Genomic DNA, 4,685 nt, shown 5'->3' on the forward strand with positions numbered 1-4,685 from the left:
TGCTCATACGAGAACTTCCCCGTCCCTAGACGTCGGTCGATGATGTCCGATGCCTGGGAGACCGCTGAAGGCGGCCCGGATAACAGTTCTTCGCACGTGCGCCCGAAAAAAGTGCCGGGAGAGTCGCCGGGCGAGGCAGGTCTTCGTCCGTTCCCTGTTCCCGGAACGGCGAGGCGCCCGCTCTCACATACGGGGGAGTGGAGAGCGGGCGCGTTCAGGGGTGAGCGGGGGCGGCGCGGCGGGGCCGCGGGCGGCTCACGCGTTCTTGATCGCCGAGATGTCGAAGTTCAGCTTGATCTTGTCCGAGACCAGCACGCCACCGGTCTCCAGGGCCGCGTTCCAGGTCAGGCCCCACTCGGAGCGCAGGATCTCGGCCTTGCCCTCGAAGCCGACGCGCTCGTTGCCGAACGGGTCCTTGGCGGCGCCGTTGAACTCCAGGTCGATGGTGAGCGGCTTGGTCACGCCGAGGATCGTCAGGTCGCCGGTGATCCGGTAGTCGTCCCCGCCCAGGGCCTCGGCCTTGGCGGAGCGGAAGGTCATCGTCGGGAACTCCTCGGTCTTGAAGAAGTCCGAGCTCTTCAGGTGGCCGTCGCGGTCGGCCGAACCGGTGTCGATGCTGTCCATCCTGACGTCGAGGGAGGCGGTGGACGCGGCCGGGTCGCCGCCGTCCAGGTGCAGGGTGCCGGAGAAGTCGAGGAACTTGCCCTTGACGTTGGTGACCATGGCGTGCCGCGCGACGAAGCCCAGCGTGGAGTGGGCCGGGTCGATCGTGTACTCACCGGTGAGGGCGGCCAGGTCCGGATTCACGGCGGCCGGCGCGGCGGGGGCGGCGGTGGTGTCGGTGGTGTCGTTCTTGCGGCCGAAGATGCCCATGATCTGCTCCTTGACGGTGTGAAGTCACCCGGCGCGGAGGGGAAGCGCCGAGGATGTTGAACATTCAACGAGGTCAACGCTCACGACCGTAGACCTATTCCGTTCGACTTTCAACATCATGCGTGACGCGTCGCCCCCGTGGCTCACGGTGACCGTGTCAGGACTCTGGCCAACGCGCGTAGACCTCGGGCACCATCGGCGTGCACCACCTGCACAGCCGCCCCACAGGAAGCACGGCCAACAGCAGGAAGGGTTCCCCCATGAGCGTCATGAAGGCCCGAGCCGCCCTCACCGCCCTCGCCCTCGTCGTCGCCCCCGGCGTCGCCGTCCTCGGCACCGCCACCGACGCCTTCGCCGTCACCAAGATCAGTCACGCCACCGCGACCTCGATGTTCCGCCAGGTGGGCATCACCTGGTCCTCCTCCGGCAACTGCTCCGACCGCAACAACTCCACCTGCACGTCCTTCGAGCAGCTCAACCTGGCCACCGCCCAGGGCGCCCAGACCCTCAAGCGGGCCGGCGGCTGCGCCCTCGACATCACCGGCGGCACGGAGACCGGCCACGCCTCCGGCACCTACTCCCACTGGAACGGCTACAAGCTCGACTACGGCAAGAACACCTGCGTCACCGCGTACATCAAGAACAATTTCACCTACATCGGCCTGCGCGGCGACGGCGCCCCCCAGTACAAGTCAGGCTCGGGCAACATCTACGCCGACGAGGGCAACCACTGGGACGTCCTGTACTACAACTGCGGCGGCTGCTGAGGCCTCGTCACCCCTGCACCCTGTGCCGGGCCCCGTGCAGGGGGTGCAGAGGGGCCTCGGGCCGGGGTGCAGGGGGGAGAGAGCCTCGTGCCGGGGGTGCAGGGGGAGAAGCCCGTTGCGGGAGTGCACGGGGAGAAGCCCGTTGCGGGGGTGCAGGGGAGAAGCCCGTTGCGGGGGTGCAGGGGGCGGAGCCCCCGCCGGGGTCCGGGGCGGAGCCCCGTGGCGGGACTCTTTGTCCCACCGAGTCGGGCGGTGGGTGGGAAACGGGGGGTGCAGGGGGCGCAGCCCCCGCATGGGGTCCGGGGCGGAGCCCCGCGGCGGGGACTGCTGCCCCACCGAGTCGGGCGGGCGGGCGGGAAACGAGGGGGCGCCCGCGTTGACGGACCCGCCCCATCCAGCTAGCCAGGGACCATGACGGAGCACCAGATCAACAGCGGGCCCTCGTGAGGGCCACCCGCCGCACGCTGTTCCTCACGGCCGCCCTCCTCGCGGCCACTACAGGCGCCCGCCTGCCCAAAACCCCGCCCCCCGCAGACCCGTACGAAAGTCTCCGCCGCCGCTGGCTCCAGCTGGCCCTCGGCAGCGCCTACGACCCCACCGCCGCCCCCTGGGCCACCCGCCTCGCCGAAACCGGACGCCTCGCCCGCGTCCACCACACCACCATGTCCCCCACCCCCACCTCCCTCTGGCCGGACCACCCCTTCGACCCGCCCTCCAACATCACCTCCAGCTACGGCCGCCTGTGGACCATGGCCCAGGCCTACCTCCAGCCCGGCACCGGCGCGACCGGCGACCGGGACCTCCTCGCCGCCGTCCTGCGCGGCCTCGACCACCTCGCGGCCACCGTCTACCGCCCCGCCACCACCCCCTACGGCAACTGGGGGGAGTGGCGGATCGGCAGCCCGCGCCTGCTCATGGACATCACGGCCGCCCTCCACGAACGGCTCGGCGCGGACCGGATCGCCGCCGCCTGCGCCGCCGTCGGCCACTTCGTCCCCGACAGCGCGCTGCGCGACTACTCCGGCACCTCCACCGGCGCCAACCGCGTCGACCTGTGCCGGGTCGTCGCGCTGCGCGGCGTGCTCGCCCGCGACGGCACGCGCATCGCCCTCGCCCGGGACGCGCTCTCACCGGTCTTCCCCTACGTCACCGACGGCGACGGCCTCTACGCCGACGGCTCGTTCGTGCAGCACGCCCGCGTCGCCTACACGGGCACGTACGGCCAAGTGCTCCTCGACGGACTGGGCCGCCTCCTCGCCCTGCTGGCCGGCTCCCCATGGGAGGTCACCGACCCGGACCGGCACAACGTCCTGGACGCCGTCGAGCACGCCTTCGCCCCGCTGATCCACGACGGACTGGTGATGGACGGCGTCAGCGGCCGCGCCATCAGCCGGGGCCTGTCCAGGAGCGACGACCGCGATGTCCCGCAGAGCGACCACTCCCGCGGGCACGCGCTGATCGCCGCGATCACCCTGCTCGCGGACGCGGCGGCCCCGGCCGAGCGCGAGCGCTGGTACGGGCGCGTCAAGGGCTGGATCCAACGGGACACGGTCAGCCCGGTGCTGACGGACCCCCAGTTCGGCGTCGCCGACCTCCTCCGGCTGCACGCGGCCGCCGCCTCCCCGGCCGCGTCCGCGCCCGAACCCCCCGGCCATCGCCTCTTCGCCGCCATGGACCGTGCCGTCCACCGCCGCCCGCGCTTCACCGCGCACATCGCCATGGCGAGCGACCGCATCGCCCACTACGAGTGCGGCAACGGCGAGAATCCGCGTGGTTGGCACACGGGCGCCGGAATGCTCTCCTGGTGGGCCGCCGGACAGCCCGCGGACCAGTACACCGACTGGTACTGGCCCACCGTCGACTGGTACCGGCTGCCCGGCACCACCGTCTCCACCCGGCCCCTGCCCGACCGGGCGGGCGGCGAGTGGGGCGAGCCGAGGCCCGACGTCCGCTGGGTGGGCGGGGCGACGGACGGTGTGTACGCGGCGATCGGGCAGCACCTCAAGGGGCTCGGCTCCACGCTCGAGGCCCGCAAGTCCTGGTTCTGCCTCGACGACGCCGTGGTCTGCCTGGGCGCCGGGATCACCTGCGCCGACGGGGTGCCCGTCGAGACGGTCGTCGACAACCGGCACCTCGGACCGGACGGCGCCCAGCCCTTCGTGCGGGGCCGGGGCTGGGCGCACCTGGAGGGCCACGGCGGCTGGCTGGTCCCCGGCGGTCAGTGCCTGCGCGTCCTGCGCGAGGACCGCACGGGAGCCTGGAGCGACATCAACGCCGGCGGCTCGCACGAGCGGCGCACCCGCCGCTGGCAGACCCTCTGGCTGGACCACGGCACCGACCCGGACGGCGCCGCGTACGTCTACGTCCTCCTGCCCGGCGCGTCCCGGCGCGAGGTCGCCGCCCGCGCCGCCGGCCGCCACTGGATGACCGTCCTCGCCAATGACCCCGGCCGGCAGGCCGTCGCCGTGCCCCGCCTCGGCCTGCTCGCCGCCAACTTCTGGCGGGCGGATACGGTGGGACCGCTCACCGCGTCGGCCGGCGCCAGTGTGCTGGTCCGCCGTCAGGGGCGCACCGCCACCCTGCACGTGAGCGAGCCGCCCCGCACCGGCCGGCCGCTGGACATCTCCTGGGAGACCCCGGATCACCCGGTGCGCCGGGTGCTGCGGGCCGGCGAGGGCGTCGAGGTGATCCGCGAAGGCCCCCGTCTGGGCCTGCGTGTCACTCCAGGGAGGGCATGTGCCACCCATGAATGTGAGGTGGCTCTCGCCCCCTGAGTTTGTGTGACCTCCACAACGCCGATCCCCTCTGAGCAGTCGGAAAGGCTGCAAGGCTCGGTGGTTCTGTTCAGGGGTACCAGGAAAACGGGCTGGAGACTGTACGGAGTCGACGGCTCGCTTTCCTTGGTGTGCTTCGTAAGGTCACTACATGACCGTTTTGGAAGAGACGACGGGTGAGCCCACCGGCGAGCCGGCGGATGCGCGCGGGCGTGTGGCCGAGTTGCACGGGATCCGTGCGCAGGCGGTGGCGGGTCCGAGTGAGAAGGCG

Annotated in this window: 3 protein-coding genes; 2 read left to right on the forward strand and 1 reads right to left on the reverse strand. The window is 72.0% G+C overall.

Going from position 1 to position 4,685, the window contains the following annotated elements:
* Positions 1 to 255 precede the first annotated feature (255 nt).
* Entirely contained in the window at positions 256 to 873 is a 618-nt protein-coding gene (locus IE249_RS29265) for a YceI family protein (protein ID WP_189709548.1), read from the reverse strand.
* A 269-nt stretch (positions 874 to 1,142) separates the two neighbouring features.
* Here IE249_RS29265 and IE249_RS29270 point away from each other — a divergent pair, with 269 nt between their 5' ends.
* Positions 1,143 to 1,640: a hypothetical protein gene (locus IE249_RS29270; protein WP_189709560.1), complete on the forward strand. Its 498-nt coding sequence runs from the start codon at positions 1,143 to 1,145 to the stop codon at positions 1,638 to 1,640.
* A 443-nt stretch (positions 1,641 to 2,083) separates the two neighbouring features.
* A complete protein-coding gene (locus tag IE249_RS29275) occupies positions 2,084 to 4,414 on the forward strand; it encodes a polysaccharide lyase 8 family protein (RefSeq protein ID WP_189709550.1) in 2,331 nt (776 codons plus the stop codon).
* Positions 4,415 to 4,685: the final 271 nt, after the last annotated feature.

Source organism: Streptomyces anandii JCM 4720, assembly GCF_014650655.1.
GTDB lineage: Bacteria > Actinomycetota > Actinomycetes > Streptomycetales > Streptomycetaceae > Streptomyces > Streptomyces anandii.

Excerpts from the sequence above, each read along its gene's own strand:
- IE249_RS29265 (WP_189709548.1), bottom strand. The coding sequence starts at position 873 with ATGGGCATCTTCGGCCGCAAGAACGACACCACCGACACCACCGCCGCC.
- IE249_RS29270 (WP_189709560.1), top strand. The coding sequence starts at position 1,143 with ATGAAGGCCCGAGCCGCCCTCACCGCCCTCGCCCTCGTCGTCGCCCCC.